The organism is Alicyclobacillus contaminans DSM 17975 (assembly GCF_000429525.1).
GTDB classification, from domain to species: domain Bacteria; phylum Bacillota; class Bacilli; order Alicyclobacillales; family Alicyclobacillaceae; genus Alicyclobacillus_A; species Alicyclobacillus_A contaminans.
The window spans coordinates 1-14657 of the sequence record NZ_AUCA01000055.1 but is presented as its reverse complement, the minus strand read 5'-3'; the positions used below and the strand labels follow the sequence as shown (position 1 = coordinate 14657).

General features: G+C 57.4%; 15 protein-coding genes and 1 pseudogene. 3 read left to right on the top strand and 13 right to left on the bottom strand.

The features are described 5' to 3' along the window. Positions 1-44: 44 nt before the first annotated feature. Both G463_RS0115495 and G463_RS20855 read right to left on the bottom strand, forming a co-directional pair. Positions 45-332, bottom strand: a complete 288-nt coding sequence (locus tag G463_RS0115495) for a transposase (RefSeq protein ID WP_026975887.1) — start codon at positions 330-332, stop codon at positions 45-47. Positions 333-480: 148 nt separating this feature from the next. Beyond that, a complete protein-coding gene (locus G463_RS20855; protein ID WP_156900258.1) occupies positions 481-1227 on the bottom strand; it encodes a helix-turn-helix transcriptional regulator in 747 nt (248 codons plus the stop codon). 93 nt (positions 1228-1320) lie between these two features. Here G463_RS20855 and G463_RS21965 point away from each other — a divergent pair, with 93 nt between their 5' ends. Next, on the top strand, positions 1321-2778 hold the full coding sequence (locus tag G463_RS21965) for an MFS transporter (RefSeq protein WP_026975886.1): 1458 nt from the start codon (positions 1321-1323) through the stop codon (positions 2776-2778). 239 nt (positions 2779-3017) lie between these two features. Here the strand turns inward: G463_RS21965 and G463_RS22520 are convergent, their stop codons facing one another. From G463_RS22520 to G463_RS23340, 4 genes are all read right to left on the bottom strand, one after another. Continuing rightward, complete coding sequence (locus G463_RS22520) at positions 3018-3122, bottom strand: putative holin-like toxin (protein WP_245575922.1); 105 nt, start codon at positions 3120-3122, stop codon at positions 3018-3020. A 187-nt stretch (positions 3123-3309) separates the two neighbouring features. Beyond that, on the bottom strand, positions 3310-5049 hold the full coding sequence (locus tag G463_RS20845; RefSeq protein ID WP_051322360.1) for an acyl-CoA dehydrogenase family protein: 1740 nt from the start codon (positions 5047-5049) through the stop codon (positions 3310-3312). Between the two features lie 12 nt (positions 5050-5061). Continuing rightward, positions 5062-6537 carry a class I adenylate-forming enzyme family protein gene (locus G463_RS0115470; RefSeq protein ID WP_035487621.1) on the bottom strand — a complete coding sequence of 492 codons (1476 nt, stop codon included), beginning with the start codon at positions 6535-6537 and terminating at the stop codon, positions 5062-5064. Next, positions 6534-7649: a hotdog fold thioesterase gene (locus G463_RS23340; RefSeq protein WP_211227429.1), complete on the bottom strand. Its 1116-nt coding sequence runs from the start codon at positions 7647-7649 to the stop codon at positions 6534-6536. Before G463_RS23340 ends, G463_RS0115470 begins: the two co-directional genes overlap by 4 nt. A gap of 497 nt (positions 7650-8146) precedes the next feature. Here G463_RS23340 and G463_RS23675 point away from each other — a divergent pair, with 497 nt between their 5' ends. Together G463_RS23675 and G463_RS0115445 are read left to right on the top strand one after the other, a co-directional pair. Beyond that, positions 8147-8296: a sigma factor-like helix-turn-helix DNA-binding protein gene (locus G463_RS23675; RefSeq protein WP_245575921.1), complete on the top strand. Its 150-nt coding sequence runs from the start codon at positions 8147-8149 to the stop codon at positions 8294-8296. A 120-nt stretch (positions 8297-8416) separates the two neighbouring features. Continuing rightward, positions 8417-8938, top strand: a complete 522-nt coding sequence (locus G463_RS0115445; RefSeq protein ID WP_156900256.1) for a hypothetical protein — start codon at positions 8417-8419, stop codon at positions 8936-8938. Between the two features lie 174 nt (positions 8939-9112). Here the strand turns inward: G463_RS0115445 and cysC are convergent, their stop codons facing one another. The 7 genes and pseudogenes from cysC to G463_RS23245 all read right to left on the bottom strand — a co-directional run. Beyond that, positions 9113-9706: an adenylyl-sulfate kinase gene (cysC, locus tag G463_RS0115440; protein WP_026975883.1), complete on the bottom strand. Its 594-nt coding sequence runs from the start codon at positions 9704-9706 to the stop codon at positions 9113-9115. A 26-nt stretch (positions 9707-9732) separates the two neighbouring features. Further along, complete coding sequence (locus G463_RS0115435) at positions 9733-10626, bottom strand: sulfotransferase family protein (RefSeq protein ID WP_026975882.1); 894 nt, start codon at positions 10624-10626, stop codon at positions 9733-9735. A 109-nt stretch (positions 10627-10735) separates the two neighbouring features. Beyond that, a complete protein-coding gene (locus G463_RS20830) occupies positions 10736-11836 on the bottom strand; it encodes a sensor histidine kinase (RefSeq protein ID WP_156900254.1) in 1101 nt (366 codons plus the stop codon). A gap of 5 nt (positions 11837-11841) precedes the next feature. Continuing rightward, positions 11842-12534: a response regulator transcription factor gene (locus tag G463_RS0115425; protein ID WP_026975881.1), complete on the bottom strand. Its 693-nt coding sequence runs from the start codon at positions 12532-12534 to the stop codon at positions 11842-11844. A 184-nt stretch (positions 12535-12718) separates the two neighbouring features. Then, a complete protein-coding gene (locus G463_RS0115420; RefSeq protein ID WP_026975880.1) occupies positions 12719-13708 on the bottom strand; it encodes an acrylyl-CoA reductase family protein in 990 nt (329 codons plus the stop codon). Positions 13709-13741: 33 nt separating this feature from the next. Further along, complete coding sequence (locus G463_RS20825) at positions 13742-14302, bottom strand: MFS transporter (protein ID WP_051322358.1); 561 nt, start codon at positions 14300-14302, stop codon at positions 13742-13744. 15 nt (positions 14303-14317) lie between these two features. Next, positions 14318-14657, bottom strand: a pseudogene (locus G463_RS23245) (IS4 family transposase); the annotation flags it as partial.

Here is a 14657-nt window from a genome sequence, read left to right as displayed (position 1 = left end):
CGGAAAGCCTTCTTTGGCGAGCTGACAGACCAAAGAACGGCTATTTACTTCCGGCCCCAATTCGATTTTTTTCGCAACACATCCACCTGCATCGTGAGTTCACCGATCTTAGCCCGAGCCTCCTGCAACTCTTTCTCCAGCTCCTGCTCCCTCGTAGAGGGTCCGGACTGAAGTCCAGCCCGTCCACCAGTCAGGAACGCTTCACGCCACCTGTAATACAGACTCTGGGCCACGCCATGCCGCCGACATACCTCGCTGATATTCGCACCGGGCATCATGCCCTCGAGCACGATGTTCATCTTCTCGTCCACTGTCCACTTACGTCCCGGCATCATAAACACCTCTACTTCATCTTAACCCATCCCTTCTGTCTGGGTTGACTCTGGGGCAAGTATACAGATACCGCAATTCCACTCTCGGCGTCGACGGTATTCGCATGATGAACAGGTCAAAATGAACAGCTCTGAACCCTGACTATCGTCAGGAACCAAAGGCTTCAGAAGCTTGATGACCATGGTATTGTTCAACCCACTCCGACCAAAATGCCTGCAGGTTGAACGCACTTGACCGAACAAACGACTCGGTGGTCAACCGAAAATCCCGCATGCGTGCGATTCGAAACGCGCGCATGTTCTGTCCGTCTGTCGCGACGAGAAACCACAAACCCGCTTTTGACACGAGGCCATACGGTTGAACACGCCAAGACGACGTCACTCCCTGCGCGGACTCGTAGACAAACTCAACGACGCATTGCGTGGCAATCGCCTGCTTCGCCATCCGGATGAATTCCGGACTTCCGGATTCCGCATGCCAAGGGGTGGGATCGAGGTGAATACTATTCTGAATCCACCTGGCCTTCGTCTGTTTGTCCGGCGGTAGCGTGTGCAACAATTTCAGAAAAATGGTACGCAGAGGCAGCTCACCTGCGAGGTCGCGCAATCCCCTGCTGGACAGATTCATGAACAACGACTCGAGTTCCGCGTCGCTCATCGAGCGAGTCAGCGCCTCCACGGTGGATTCAAATCCCTCGGCCAGTTGAAAACCACCACCGGCACCTGCGTCTGCGACGATGGGTATACCGACGGCGCTCAGTGCGTCGATGTCGCGATAGATGGTTCGTTCAGACACCTCAACCCGTCGCGCCAGTTCCCGCGCTGTCAACTTCCCCTCGGTCCGCAGATACATCAGAATGGCCAGGAGTCGATCCGCACGCATCCGCCAGCTCACCCTCCCCAACGAAATCACTGACACTGGATGTCAACAATCCCATGTTACGCTACCAAGGTGAATTCGAACAACCAATGTAAACGAGGGTACACAATGAACTGGATTCGCGTTGGATTCGGAGGCCATCGCACCGTTCGGTTGCTGCATTACGTGGCACTGTTGCACAGCATCTGTCAGGGGATTTTGGTGGTTGACGTCAGTCTCTATCTCCAATCGTTGGGATGGAACGGACTTGCCATCGGTGGTGTCCTCGCCGTCTCCGGCGTGTTTCGGAGCCTGTGGACGATATTCTCCGGAGATCTCAATCAATATCTCGGTGCAAAGCGTTTTATCATGAGCTTCCATCTGTTGTGCGGCGCTGCAGCGCTCGTACTCTCCATCACGGCAAATCCCGTCGCGATTTGTTGTGCCACCAGCTTGGTCGGCTTCGGACGCGGCCACAGTGGATCCGGAGGCCCCACATCGCCCATAGAGCGAGCATGGTTGCGGGCCTACACGCGCCAGCGTGATGCCCACGCAACCAGTGTCATCTTTGGCATGAACGCGGCATTGGGATACCTGGGGATGTGTATCGGATCCCTGATTGCCGCACTGCCCTCGGGCCTCGAATCTTGGTTCCCGGGTGCCATCGCGTATCGCCCCGTGTTCGTCGTCGTGGCTGCCCTGTCCTTCGCATGCTCATGGATCATTCATCTGGCATCGGGTGGCGAACGCAAGCAGCGCCGGAGCGTACAATCAGCGTCGGACCATGACGGTGCCGACGTCTCTGGACGCCGTTCGGAAAATCGCGATGCATGGTCGAATCTGCTGGTGGTGGCTCTCATCGCTATCGTTGTGACCGTCATGACATCCCATTGGAATCGTTGGTTTCCGCGCGCTGAAATGATAGGCCCTTTGCTACCGGTTCTGGCAGCTCTGATTGTCTTAGCTGGAAAATTGTCCTACCGTTATGCGGCTCTCGCGTGGCATCTGTACACGGGTCAGTCAGCAAGCCGTGGAGACCTTTCGTCTGGACAGCAGGCGCACGCACCCAATCCATTGGTCAATCTCATCAACAGTGTTGCAGTTGCGCTCTCCAGCACCATGACATCATACTGGTTCTCCGCCCGTTTTCATGCGAACGAGGCGCTGATTGGGATTGTCATTTCTTTTTCCTACCTGGCCACCGGCGTCATGACTGTGGTCCATACGCACCTGTCCAATCGGTTGGGGCCGGTCAAATCATTGGTGGTCACGCAACTGTTCGGCGCCTTGCTTGTGCTTGCACTGCCATTCGCGCCGTGGTTCTGGCTCGCCGCCTTGCTCAATGCGGCGTGCATGTCGCTCAATCTCGGCAGTCGAGGAAGTCGTTCCCTGGTCGTGACCGCTCGCCCACGACAGCCGCATTCCTGGCAGCAGCGCGTGACGTCGATACTCATCCTGACTCTGACCACTGGCGCCTGGCCTGTGGCATTCGGCCACATGTTGGATGAAGGAGAGTACATCCTTCCATTCAGCATCGCCGCGTCTGCGCAATTCTTGTCCGCGTTGTGGTTGCGGGAGCAACGTTGACGCCTGCAACGCACGTCTGTCAGGGTGCAGTTGGCGACTCCTGGTGCGGCCGAACCACCACAGCAGCAGCGCCACGTGCCCATTGACGTATACCCACGCTGTGTTAGACTAATCATGAAAAGAGAGCCGAAGGCGGCATCCTTCGGCTCCCAGGTACCAACGCCTTGGGCGTTGTCCCTGCCCGCAACAAATTTGTGCGAACAAGTAACCGCCCCAATGGCGCGAACCGAAGGGGGCGGTTACTTGCGTTTCACGGCAAGAACCACAGCCACAACCAACGACACCAAAGCGACTGTGAACGATCCGAACTGGATCATCAACGACAGCGCACTGGCGACGCTCATGGCCCCACCCCCTTCCCGAAAACCGGGCAGGGAGTGAACCCCCAAGATGGTACCCATATGTAGTCTACCAAATGATGCTCTGCCTGTCGTCCGTGCGTTGCTGAATCATCGCATTCACGTCGAAAAAAAGCCCGTCGTGTTCGACGGGCCATTGGCATAGGTATGACGAAGAAGCTACTCGGAGGACTCAGACGGTCGCGGACTGCAGGATGTTCGGTGCGACGGCGGCGAAGCGAACCACCGCGTCAAACTGCGGATCGGTCACAACCGGTTGTGAAAAAATCCCCCGATCCGACTGTGGCCGGAGAACCATATTCAGCCATGCGTCCAACACCATCACGCGACGCGCGTCCGCCGCATGCTCAAGATCGTACGCGCTTTCCTCCAGCAGATGTACCGCGCTGAACACGTCGTACATCCAGTCGGCCAATCGCTTCGCCGCCGCTTGCTGGCGGTCCAAATCACCGCGCAGCAGGTGCGCGGCGGTCTCCTCCAGGTTCTGTACGCACTGACGCAGTTCCTGGCTGTACGCGGTCAATTCAGCCCGCTGGATGCGATCCAGAGTTGTAAACAGATCTTCCACAAACAGTTCCAACCCTCCGCGCTGCAGATTCTTCAAGATCTCCAGCGCTTGGATGTTCGCCGTCCCCTCCCAGATGGGATTGACCAATGCGTCGCGGATGAGACGCGCCGTCGGATACTCCTCGATGTACCCATTGCCGCCATGCAGTTCCATGGACCGCTTGGCGGCCGTCACGCCCAACTCACTGTGCCGGTATTTGACGAGGGAAAGGAGGATTCGCAGCAGCGTGGAGTCTTCGGCCTGCGCTCGATGATACGTGTGAACCTCATCGAAACGACGGATGGTCTGTGCCGTAATGGCCCACCCCGCCTCCACCTCCACCATCATCTGCAGCAGAGTCTCCCGCACCATGGGGTACTGTACAATTGGCTGACCGAATGCCGCGCGCCGCTCTGCGTACAACATCGCCTCGAGGAAGCACCGCCGTGCAATGGCGAGACCCGCGAGCGATGTTCCGAGCCGGGACACGTTCAGCGCTTCGGCCATGTATTTAAAGCCCTGATTGGCGTCGCCAATCAGGTACCCCACCGCTCCGTGCAGCTCCAGTTCACCGCTCGCGACGGCGCGTACCCCCAGTTTATCCTTCAAGCGACGGATGGTGACGCGGTTTCTGGTGCCGTCCGGCAGCGTGCGCGGCATCAGGAACAAACCAAGCCCACGGGTCCCCGGCGCATCGCCCATCCGCGCCAGCGTGATGGCAATTTCCGCGTCACAGTTGCTGGCAAACCACTTTTCTCCCGTGAGCAGGTAGTGGTCCCCTTCCTTCACCGCCGTCGTCCTCGTGGCCCCGACGTCCGACCCTCCCTGAATTTCCGTCAGAAACGTCGCCCCTTGGGCAAAGGTCTGCCAGTCGAGCGACGCCAGACGGGAGAGGTACTGTGCCTTTTGCTGCTCACTTCCGAATTTCTCCAAAACAAACGCCACGGATTGCGTCAAGCCAACAGGACACGTGAACCCGGTCTCCGCCTCGCACAACAGGTACAGCAGAATGCAGTTGACGAAAAACGGAACGGGTTCCGGCGCGTTCCGGTCATACCGATACGCGACCACACCGGTTCCGTAGCCGTCGCGGACCGTTTGCAGATATCCCTCGTTGTACCAAATCTCGTTGATCTCCTCTCCTTCGCGGTTGTACCGGATGAGTTTCGGCGCTCCGTCTCGGTCCGTGTGCACAGCCCGGCGATCCATCGGACCGGCCGCCAACTGACCCGCGGAGATCCATGAAGACTCGACGTATTCGCGAAGATCGGGCGACACGTACCGTGCCGCGTAGCGGGTCAGAATCGGATCGTCCGAATACCAATTCGCATCGTTGGCTGACTTCCATTGGCTGTAGTCCAACATGGCAGCCCCTCCTCACAGTGCTTTCAGACGTTGTTTCAACACCTTGCCGTTGGCATTTCTGGGTAACTCGCTCAGGAATTCGTAAATGCGCGGGCATTTGAAGTCGGCGAGATACGCCCGGACGTGTTGGCGGAGTTCCGCCTCCGTCACCTGCGTCCGCAGCACCACGCAGGCTTTGACCGTTTCCCCCCACACCGGATGCGGTACGCCCACGACACAGGATTCCATTACCGCCGGATGACGGGCCAAGGCTTCCTCCACCTCTCGGGGATACACGTTCACCCCGCCGGTGATGATGACATCCTTCTTGCGATCCACAATGTACACATAGCCGTCCTCGTCTCGGTAGGCGATGTCCCCGGTGTAGAGCCATCCGTCTCGCAGCACATGATTCGTCTCCGCTGGGTCGTTGTCATATCCGAGCATCAGGGAATTTCCTGCAAGGAGGATCTCTCCGTACTCCCCCGTCGCGGCGTCCGCGCCATCTGCGGTGACCACGCGAAGTTTCATGTTGCGCACCGGTGTTTTCCCAATGCTTCCCGCCTTGGTGGCATGTTCTTCCGGACGCAGGAAGATACCGTTGGGACCGCTTTCCGTCAATCCGTAGACTTGGTAGAACGCCTGGGATTGAAACGCATCGCGGACCTGTTCGTAGGAGGCGGCGGGCAGCGGCCCCCCGCCGTACGCGTACAGGCGCATGCTGTCCAACCGGTATGCGGCGTCCGCCAGCTGGCGGGCGGCGAGCAGATATGCGACGGGCGCGGCAAACGTCAGGGTGGTCCGCTCACGTTCTATCCATCGCAAAAACGTGTCTGGGGAGAAATCGCCAATCACATGCCCTGTCCCTGCCACCAAGCCACTCATGAAGAAGGTGTTCAGCGGTGCCGCATGCGTCAACGGCATCAGGTGAAGCCATACATCCTTTTCCGTCACCCGGAATTCCGCCGCAATGGCCCTCGCCGTATTGAGAATACGTTCGTGGTTGAACAGCGCGCCCTTCGGCCGTCCCGTGGTCCCGGACGTGAACAGCAGTTCGCAGGGCTCCTTCGGCGACCGGGCAACCGATAGGTCTGTACCCGGAAAGGAAAGCGCTTTCTCACAGGCATCGTACACGCCATACGAATGACGCAGGTCACAGTTGGGGAGTCCATCCGCCAGGGATTCGTGGTAAATCACCCCCGTGACGTGGTGCCTCGTGAACAACTGTTCGAGTTCATGCGCCGTGAGACGGACGTTCGTTGGGACAACCACAGCTCCAATCTTCAGCAGGGCAAAGAATGCCAGTGCGAACCACTCGTCGTTTCGGCACAGCACCGCCACGCGATCTCCCGGTTGCACGCCGCGATCCCGCAGGTAGCGGCCCAGTTGATTCGCCTTTTCGTTTAACGCTCCGTACGTCCAACGGCTGGTTTCCGTGATGATGGCGAGTCTGTCCCCTCGCAGCTTTGCGTGTCGTTCCAATACCCCATGCAGCGTATCCTCTCTCATGATGGCGTTCCCTCGAATTCCGGCCGCGTTTCGGGAACCATTGTCACAATTGTCCCCTGAGCTGTGGCGCACAAAACCTCTCCTTCCGAGCCCACCGCATACACATCGCAGCGGCACACCGCCTGGCGCTTTCCCGCGTGAACGACGCGGGCGCGGGCGACGAGCTTTTCCCCCGTAGCTGGCCGGACATAATTGATCTTGAACTCCGACGTCAGTACATTCGGCCCGAGGACGGATCCGCCCACGAAGGTGAGCGTATTGTCGGCGGCGTAACTGAGCACGCCACCATGGACAAATCCGTGTTGTTGCAATAGGTTTTCATTCAATGGAATTTCGAGCACCGCTTCGCCGGGGCGAAACGCCGTCAGTCTGCTTCCCAGCAGTCGGCTGAACGACTGCCCCGCCAATATCTGCTGACCAACCTGCAGCATGTCCTCCTCGTCCATCGCGTTCCCTCCACTCGCCTGCTGATGCTCGGATCCTGCGTACCGTATGCAGTCGTCTCCGTCCGCGAAACCTGCTGCTCGCATGCAGAAGTGCACGAGGGTCATCACCACGTCGTCCGGATTGTCCGGAGGTGAAACCGCCGCAAGCGGCCCAATCAAACTTTCGGCGATGGCCCCCACCATCGCGGCGGCGACCACTTCCACGCTCTGATCCGGAATCTCACCCTTCATTCGCGCGGCCCCCAGTATCTCAGCGAACAGATTCCGATACTGTTCTCGGAACGCCAAGCGCGCCGCTTCAATCTGGGGATGCACCGGTTCCACCAACAGGGCCCATGCCAGTCTCCGGTTGCGCAGCGCCCGACGTGCAAATGTCGACACCACCCGCCGAAGCCGATCCCGAGCGTTCGCGGTGTTGCTCGCCGCGACGCGGCATGCCTCCACTTCACGCGTTGCCGTGCGGTGAAAGACTTCTTGAAACAACGCTGCCTTCGACGGGAAATACCGATACAAAAGACCGGTGGATACGTTCGCCGTCTTCGCAATCACCGGCATGCTGGCCCCTCGATAACCTTCTTGCGCCACCACCTGCATGGCGGCGGAGACGATACGTTCGCGCGTCCGAGCCAGATGCGCTTCCACTTTCGGTGTGCGTCGATATGCCATGAATAAAGTGAAACACAGTTCAATTGTTCAGTCAACAGAATTATCAGAGTTTTATACCGGATGAAGAGACCCCGTGAACCATATCGTCGTTGGATGTGAATGTATCGCGAATCGGTGTTCGGAAGGGAGGTTCATGGGTGAGTGAACTTGAACTGATTGAGCGGTGTAAGCAGGGGGGACTCCGAAGCCTTCGATAGGCTGGTTCGACCGTATCTGTCAATGACGTATCGAACGGCTGTGCTGATCATCCATGACTGTCATGCGGCCCAGGACGCAGTGCAGGACGCACTGCTGGAGATGTCCCAGAGTATAGCCCGATTTGACTCTCACAATTCCGGTCATGGTTCTACAGAATTGTCGTCCACAGGGCGTTGAGCACCATTCGGAACAAAAAGGTGTTTTCGCGATTCGAGGATACGGTCAGTTTAGAGCCAGGTCCGCTTGAAATACTGGTGGCAAAGGAAGACTAGGACAAGATCTGGGAAGTGATCCGAGTCATGACCCCCGGGCATCGGGCGGTGGTGGTTCTCTACTATTTTCAGGAATTCAGCATTGAGGAAATAGCCGACTTTCTTCACGTGCCCCAGGGGAACCGTGAATTCTCGATTGTACAAAGCACGCAAGCTGGTCGCAAATCGTCTGGGTGAGACGGATCAAGAAAAGACGACCCTACGGAACTCGCCACAATTGACTATTATTCCACAATCCAGGGTTCATTCTTTGAAAACTTTACGCCGATTCACAAACAAATCGTCGTGCATTTTAAGTTGGATCTTCCAGATCAGAAGGCTGTTGTAAACCTCGACACCAACGGTCATACGGAGGTATTCACCCAAGACGGAAACACCGCGTATGAAGGGACGCTTCCGGTCATGAAGAGGGCTCCGCAGGACTTTGCGAAAGACAAAATCGAACTCCATTCATTAAGTTCACGGTACGTTCTGATCAATGGACAATCAGGGTACGTGTTTAGACCTAGCCCAATCATGAGTAATTCGCAAGATGATGTGGTGTTTCCGCAGGCCTTTGCACTGCAATACCTGAAAGATCACAGCAAGTGGGGCATTGATGGAAAAACAACATACTTGGGGCGTTCTGCTACGATTATCAGCGGGGAAATGCCTTCCACTGCGGCTGAAGAGAAACATGACGTGGTGAGATTTGTAGCCATTATTGACAATGCCACAGGCGTTCTCTTGAAGGAGCAAGACTCTTCAGGGCAGGTGACAAACGAAATTGTGGTGACCTCACTTTCAGTAGATCAGCCGATTGATTTCACATCGAAATAACACACGACAAGCCTGCGACGAGTTACTTCGTCCCAGGCTTGTCTTCATCCTCTACGTCAAGGTCCTTATAACGATGTGCTCCGGATTCCTGGAGCTCGTAGTGCAGCGCGCCGACTCTACCAATGGGTCGCCACACACCGGTACGAACATCTGAAAAAATGAGTGGATCCCCCTCTACAGCCAACCACAGTCGTCCATATACTGGATGATCCGGGTCACGCAGTCGTCGATGGACAACCGGTCGGTGTGCAAGACGATTTCGGGGGATATGGGTGGCTCATACGGAGAAGCGAGTCCGGTGAATTGTGGTATGGCACCCTGTCGTGCCTGTTGGTAGAGGCCCTTGGGATCTCGGGATTGGCAGACCTCGAGCGGACAATCCACGAACACTTCGACGAACTCATCCTCTGCGAATTGCCGTCTCACCCATTCCCGATCCGCCCGAAACGGCGAAATCAGCGCGGCGATGACGATGGTGCCCGACTCGACGAACAGTTTGGCAATCTCGGCGGTCCGCCGCACATTTTCCTGCCGATCCGGTGGACTGAATCCCAAGTCCGCGTTGATGCCCTTTCTCAAATTGTCGCCATCCAGCAAGAAAGTGTGGTGGCCGGTCTCATACAACTTGCGCTCCAACGCTTTGCCGATAGTCGATTTCCCCGCGCCGGACAAGCCGGTCAGCCAGAGGACCAGGCTGTGATGCCCACGGATAGCACGCCGTTCTGCCTTGCTGACACTCGGTTCACTCCAAATCACGTGTTGACTCATGGATACGCTCCTTTGTCTCTTCAATTTCACAACCACGCACTCAGATCTCGGCCAATCAGTTTTTGAAGGCGTAGAATGTCATCGCGAAAATCGGCCTTGAGCTGCTCCTGTGTCTGCGGTGCCATACCATCCTTGCGCAGCGTCAGCGCCTTCGCCTTTTCGCCCAACCGGTGACTCACGTTCCTCGGCAGCACCCGTTTAATGCACTCTTTCACGGGGTTGGGTTGAGAAAAGAAGTTGTACCAAAAACGCGACCTCACGCGGCCCGACATGTTGTATCGGATCTCGGTGTCCACCTCGACATCGGTGGAAATCCCGAGGAACTCAAAGCACTGCTGAACCACGCGTGATGCGTCCTGCAGGTCTTCATAAAGGAAGATGCGGAGTTGTTCGGGCGGAAAGACATCCATGTACCGCTTCACCTGATTGGCGTAATATCCAATCTCCCTGTACCACCAGAGAGGCTGATAACCGTCCCGGCGACGAGACGCTTCCTCCATCAGCGCCTGTTCAAAGGTGAGGGTTTCGCGTCCGTCGCGCACCGTGTGCATGTAGGCGGAATACGCCCGGTCCACCGGATTTCGCAAGATCACAATGATTTTCGCGTGCGGATTCAGAGCGTGAATTCGCTCCGCCGTATCGGGAAAATACAAGTAGTACACCGACGCTTCGCCCACCACGCGATACCCTTCACCCGCCGAAAACAGCGCCTGATACTGCCGTTCGTCGCGAACGGTATTGGCTTGGAACCCCTCGTCTCCGGGGCCGGTGAACGATGCCGGGAACCATTGATGACACAGGTAATGAGGCTCTTTGACGGGGCTCACGAACACATCGGGATGCCGACGCAGGTAATGGTACAGGGAGCTTGTACCAGACTTTGCCGCACCGACCAGAAACAGATTTGGTATCACAGACACGGCCGTTCCTCCCACAACAAATTCGTTCGATGCGGTGGTGTCACACCTGAACGCATTGTAGGAGCCGGACATCAACACACGGTCAAGCGAATATCAAGATTTCATCAAGTCACTCGGTGACGGCGTCGTCATCGTACGTCATCGGCAGTGACACCGTGAAACAACTTCCCACACCGAGCTCGCTTTCCACAGTGATGGTGCCACCGTGTCGCTCGATGATCTCGCGAACAATCGACAGGCCGATGCCGCTGCCGCCCGTACTTCGCGAACGGGACGGATCGGCGCGATAAAACCGCTCGAAAATCCTGGGAAGGTCCGCTTGGGCAATGCCGATGCCCGTGTCGCGCACGCGCACCACCGCCTGTCCCTCCTCCACCGCCAGATCGATGTCCACGCGACCGCCTTCCGCCGTGTACCGATGGGCGTTGGACAGCAGGTTCAGAAAGACCTGGGTCATTCGTTCGGCGTCGACCAAGACGTTGACAGGTGCCGTCCGGTCCCAGTCGGGATAACGCAGTTCAATGCCTTTTTCCGCGAACTGAGGCTCCACCTGACGCACCGTATCCGATAGAATCTCCACCAAATTGTTCACCTGGATGGAGGTGAACGGGTGGGGATGGGATTCGAGCACAGAAAGGTCTTTGAGGTTGTGCACCAGCCGCCGCAACCGTACGACCTCCTGCTGAACGCGTTCCAGGGTTGCCGCATCCATCGGAAAGACGCCGTCCAACATCCCTTCCATCAATCCTTGGATGCTCGTCAGGGGCGTACTCAATTCGTGCGCGACGTCAGCCATCAACTGAGTGCGCATGGATTCAATGCTCTCCAACCGTTGCGCCATGCGGTTGAGGGATTTGGCGAGTTCTCCGAATTCGTCCTGCCTTGCAATGTACAGACGTTCTTTGAACTGGCCATCCGCAATTCTCCGCGTGATGCCCATCATCTGCCGCAGCGGCTGACTGATGGTTCGCGACAACAGCAGGCTGAGAACGAATGCCAAACCCGCGGCGATGAAACCGGCGCCCCACAGGGCATTGTCGAATGCCTTCAGCATCAGCGCCCGACTGTTGACCACACGGCCCCGGTCCATGTCCACCACAGGAACCCAGTGGTTCACGTGCGTCGACACATAGACGTGCAGAAACCACCCCGCGCCCAATACCGCCACAAGGATGACAATCATGTAGGTGACGAACAGTCGCAATTGCATGGAGATCAATGATCATCCTTTCGAAAGGCGTACCCCACGCCTCGAATCGTTTGAATGTACATAGGTTCCGCGGGATTATCTTCCAGCTTCTTGCGCACATTTGCGATGTGAACCACGACCAGCCGATCGTCTCCGACGTAATCGTATCCCCAGCACAGATCCAGCAACTGCTGCTTGGTGAACACTTGTCCCGGGTGCGTGGCAAGTATTTTCAACAACTGAAACTCGATGGCGGTCAAATTCACGGGTTTCCCGGCTTTGCGAACCGACATCGCGCGCAGGTCCAAGGTGAGATCCCCAAACTGCAGGATGTCCGAGGTGATGGGAGGTTCCCTAAGATTGGCGCGCCGCAGCAAGGCCTTCACGCGCGCCACCAGTTCGCGCGGACTGAACGGCTTCGTCAGGTAATCGTCGGCGCCGATTCCGAGGCCAATGATTTTGTCGGCCTCTCCCGCTTTCGCCGTCAACATTAAAATCGGTACCATGGACGTTTGCCGCAGACGTCGGCACACTTCAAACCCATCCAAATCCGGCAGCATCACATCCAGAATGATCAAATCCGGCGCACTCCACTTCGCCATCTCGAGCGCTTCGGGTCCCGTTTCGGCGACGAGAACGCTGAAGCCCTCTTTTCGCAAATATCCGGTGATGAGATGTACAATGCTCGCTTCGTCATCCACAATCAACACCTGTTGCATATAATCCCTCCAACCAGCAGGTCCATCACCGAACAAACGTGGTCATCCTATCATCATACCCATTCGTGCGACGGGCGGGTTAAGCCATCGTCAAGATTCGTGCCACAGACATACACAAAAAGACGCCGGCACCACCTGTGCCAGGCGTCTCTTTGAAGCTCACCCTCACAAACCCGTCTCTCCATCAGAGCCGAACGACCGTGCGTCCCTGTGCCTCGCCTCGCAAAATCCGCTCCAGCACCGACGGCAAGTCCTGAAGTCCGACTTCGTCGACCCAGTCGTCCAGCAGTTCTTGCGGTTTCCATGCTCCGCTCAGTTTATTCCAAATTTCTCGTCGCAGCGGCATTGGGCAATACACCGAGTCGATGCCGAGCAGACTCACGCCTCGGAGAATGAACGGGAACACCGTGGCGGTAAACTCCGGCCCTCCGGTCAATCCGCTGACGGCCACCGAACCACCGTACTTCACATGGCTCAGCAAGGACGGGAGATAGCGTCCGCCCACCGGATCGACAACCGCAGCCCAGGTTTGTGACTGGAGTGGCCGCGATGCGGCTCCCGACCACTCATCGGGCGTCACCGTGCTCGCCGCACCGAGGCGCCGAAGGCGTGGATGGGCGTCCGCTTTGCGGCTGCTCGCAATCACCTCAAAGCCGAGCCGGTTCAGAATAGAAACCGCCGCGCTGCCCACCCCGCCGGTTGCGCCCGAGACGAGCACAGGACCGCCGTCGGGAGACACGTGATTCTCTAACAACCGATACACGGACAGCGCTGCGGTGAATCCCGCGGTCCCAAGCGCCATCGCTTCCCGCAGGGACAATCCCTCTGGCAGTGGCACCACCCAATCCGCAGGCACACGCGCCCATTGACTGTATCCACCGAAGTGCGATACGCCAAGATCGTATCCAGTGACCAACACCGGTTGGCCCACCTGGAAATCAGGATGATCCGACGCCGCCACAGTGCCGGCCAGGTCAATGCCGGGCACAAACGGATACGTCCGAACAATTTTTCCATCGGGTGTCGCGGCCAGACCGTCCTTGTAGTTGACGCTGGAATATGCGACGCGAATGGTCACGTCGCCCGCCGGCAGCTGCTCCGTTGTCAGCGTCTCCACCGCCACGCCAAAGCTGTCGGCCGTCTTGCGGACGACCAATGCGTCGAATGTCTCCATACAATCTCCTCCCTCCAAGGATTTCCGTCGCGTTCACATGGCTCCGGTATGCTGAATGGGGCCCGCGGCCACTTGTTTGCCCGGTTTCACAAACATCATCGCCAGCATCCCCACGATGGACGCCACTGCCGACGCGATGAACATCGCGTGATATCCGCTGACGGAGACCAAAAATCCCGTCAAGGTTGGCGCGACGACCGTGGCGATGTTGGTGATGAAATGCGTCACGCCGCCGTAGCTGCCGGCCTTCGCAGGCTCCGTATCCAATACGACCGTCCAATAGACGGAATTGGGCAGAAAGTTGAACGCGTTGCCAACCGCCATCAAGCATAGTACCGTACCCACGCTGTGCACGGCGGGGATGATGAGGAAACAGGCGGCGGTCAACACGAGCGAAACCACGGCCAACCCGGCCCGGGCCACGCGGAGACTGCCGGTGCGTACGCGCAGCCAATCCGAAATGCGGCCGCCGAGCAGCACAGTGACGCAGGCACCGATCCACGGGATCATCCCCATGTACCAGAGGCTGCTGAGGGAATAGTGGAAGTTGTCGAGCAGATACTTGGGCGTCCAGGTCAGGATTAGGAAATTCACTCAAGTTTCGCACCCTCAGGCAGCTAATTTCTCCTTGACCGCACTGGGTAAACGATCGATGAACTGCTGCAGCACTTGTTCGATGACGTCGTTTCTTTGAGCCAATGTCACCTCTATGGCGGTTCTGAGCAGTTCCAGAAGCAACCGAAGAGCATCTACAAATCGGATGTCGTCGAGTTCGTCGCAGCAATCGAAAAACAAGGCACCGATAGTTCGGGGATCTTGGGCATCTCTGGAGGCTATTGCCAACATGATGTAGCGGGCGAACACAATGGTCGTGTGTGCGAGCATCTGGTCGTATGTACGTCCCTGTAATTCCTTGGTGAGCCTGAGATAAGACTTGCTCACTTTGAAG

Excerpts from the sequence above, each read along its gene's own strand:
- G463_RS0115495 (WP_026975887.1), bottom strand. The coding sequence starts at position 332 with ATGCCGGGACGTAAGTGGACAGTGGACGAGAAGATGAACATCGTGCTC.
- G463_RS21965 (WP_026975886.1), top strand. The coding sequence starts at position 1,321 with ATGAACTGGATTCGCGTTGGATTCGGAGGCCATCGCACCGTTCGGTTG.
- G463_RS22520 (WP_245575922.1), bottom strand. The coding sequence starts at position 3,122 with ATGAGCGTCGCCAGTGCGCTGTCGTTGATGATCCAGTTCGGATCGTTC.
- G463_RS20845 (WP_051322360.1), bottom strand. The coding sequence starts at position 5,049 with ATGTTGGACTACAGCCAATGGAAGTCAGCCAACGATGCGAATTGGTAT.
- G463_RS0115470 (WP_035487621.1), bottom strand. The coding sequence starts at position 6,537 with ATGAGAGAGGATACGCTGCATGGGGTATTGGAACGACACGCAAAGCTG.
- G463_RS23340 (WP_211227429.1), bottom strand. The coding sequence starts at position 7,649 with ATGGCATATCGACGCACACCGAAAGTGGAAGCGCATCTGGCTCGGACG.
- G463_RS23675 (WP_245575921.1), top strand. The coding sequence starts at position 8,147 with ATGACCCCCGGGCATCGGGCGGTGGTGGTTCTCTACTATTTTCAGGAA.
- cysC (WP_026975883.1), bottom strand. The coding sequence starts at position 9,706 with ATGAGTCAACACGTGATTTGGAGTGAACCGAGTGTCAGCAAGGCAGAA.
- G463_RS20830 (WP_156900254.1), bottom strand. The coding sequence starts at position 11,836 with ATGCAATTGCGACTGTTCGTCACCTACATGATTGTCATCCTTGTGGCG.
- G463_RS0115425 (WP_026975881.1), bottom strand. The coding sequence starts at position 12,534 with ATGCAACAGGTGTTGATTGTGGATGACGAAGCGAGCATTGTACATCTC.
- G463_RS0115420 (WP_026975880.1), bottom strand. The coding sequence starts at position 13,708 with ATGGAGACATTCGACGCATTGGTCGTCCGCAAGACGGCCGACAGCTTT.